The 1,199-nt window shown below is 62.2% G+C and carries 1 protein-coding gene; it reads right to left on the bottom strand.

What is annotated here, in order from left to right:
• Positions 1-1,199 (bottom strand): hypothetical protein (locus WG29040_RS24415; protein WP_165878391.1); only part of this gene is annotated, 1,199 nt, incomplete at both ends.

The following is a 1,199-nucleotide window of genomic DNA, read 5'->3' as shown; positions in this document are numbered from 1 at the left end:
TGCGGGAACTGGAAATACGGCAGTTGCCGGGCAATGGGCAGCCAGGGCTCGTCGTAATAGGTGGTCTCGGTTTCCTGCAGCGTCTGGCCCTGTTGCGTGCGTTCACGGGTCAGCAGGTGGAAGCGGTTAAAGGTGCGGGACACTGTTTGTAAAACAGTACCCCGGGCATCCATCAGGGTTTCGGTGGAGCCATAAAGAAAATCGCCGGCACCGGTCAGGTGGTAGAGGTTGTCTTCGCGATTACGCCACTGACGTACCGCCGGCCAGCCAAAATAGTTATTGCTGCCGTACAGCCCATAGTCATAGCGAACCAGTTGCACCGGCTGGCCGTCCCCCGGGTCCTTGCGGGTCTGACTGACCACCGGCATCCGTGGGAACGGAGCACCGGCCGGCAAGTTCAAACCATTGCTCTCGCTGTAGGTCACTTCCTCGGTGCTGCCGGTGGGCTGGGTACATTTGCTCAGCAGCAACAGGCCTGAATCACTGCGGGTGTACTCAAACTGCCAGCCGCTGTCGGGAAGGCCGTCCACCGTTACCCGGCGCAACTGCCCGGAGACCCGGTGAAAAGACATCACCACCTGTGCGGGGGTATCCGGCTGTAAGGTCAGATGGGTTGTCACGCCCTCGTAGGCCAGAGCCAGCACCGTGCGGCCTTGGGCATCACTGACTTTTTGCAGGTACGCCCCATTGCCAACCGAACGCCAGTCAAAGGTCAAGGCGCTACCGTCGGCGCCCACCAGGGTGCTGACCACCCACAGGCTCGGGTGTCCGGCCAGCGGGATCAGGCGTTCACAGCTGCCATCGTTATGCCGGACCCACATTTCCTGACGCTGCACCGTGACCGTTACCACCGGCAAGCGCACATCGGGGAAACGCATGCTCTGGCCGACAATCTCACCGCGAAAGCGCTCGCCGGAATTGAGCTGCAGTTGCTGGCTGGCTCCGTCCCAGGAGGTGGTGCCGAGCATCCAGCCCAGACCAAAGCCCTGGTCGGCAGCCATCAACGGACTATGGCTCAGATGCAATTGGCCGATGGGCCCGCGCAAATCATTGGCGGCGCCGGTGGGCAGGCTGATCGAGGCCGAGAACGCACCGGTGCGCGGATCGACGCCGGCACTGATGCTGCTCATAAAGTTGTAGGCCCCGGAATACACATCGCCGCTGCTGAGCAGGCTGGCGGCGGACTGGATGTCGGGGGT

Source organism: Pseudomonas sp. PAMC 29040 (assembly GCF_003994535.1).
Lineage (GTDB): Bacteria > Pseudomonadota > Gammaproteobacteria > Pseudomonadales > Pseudomonadaceae > Aquipseudomonas > Aquipseudomonas paraversuta.
The sequence above is the reverse complement of the archived record's forward strand: the minus strand, read 5'-3'. Positions and strand labels throughout refer to the sequence as shown.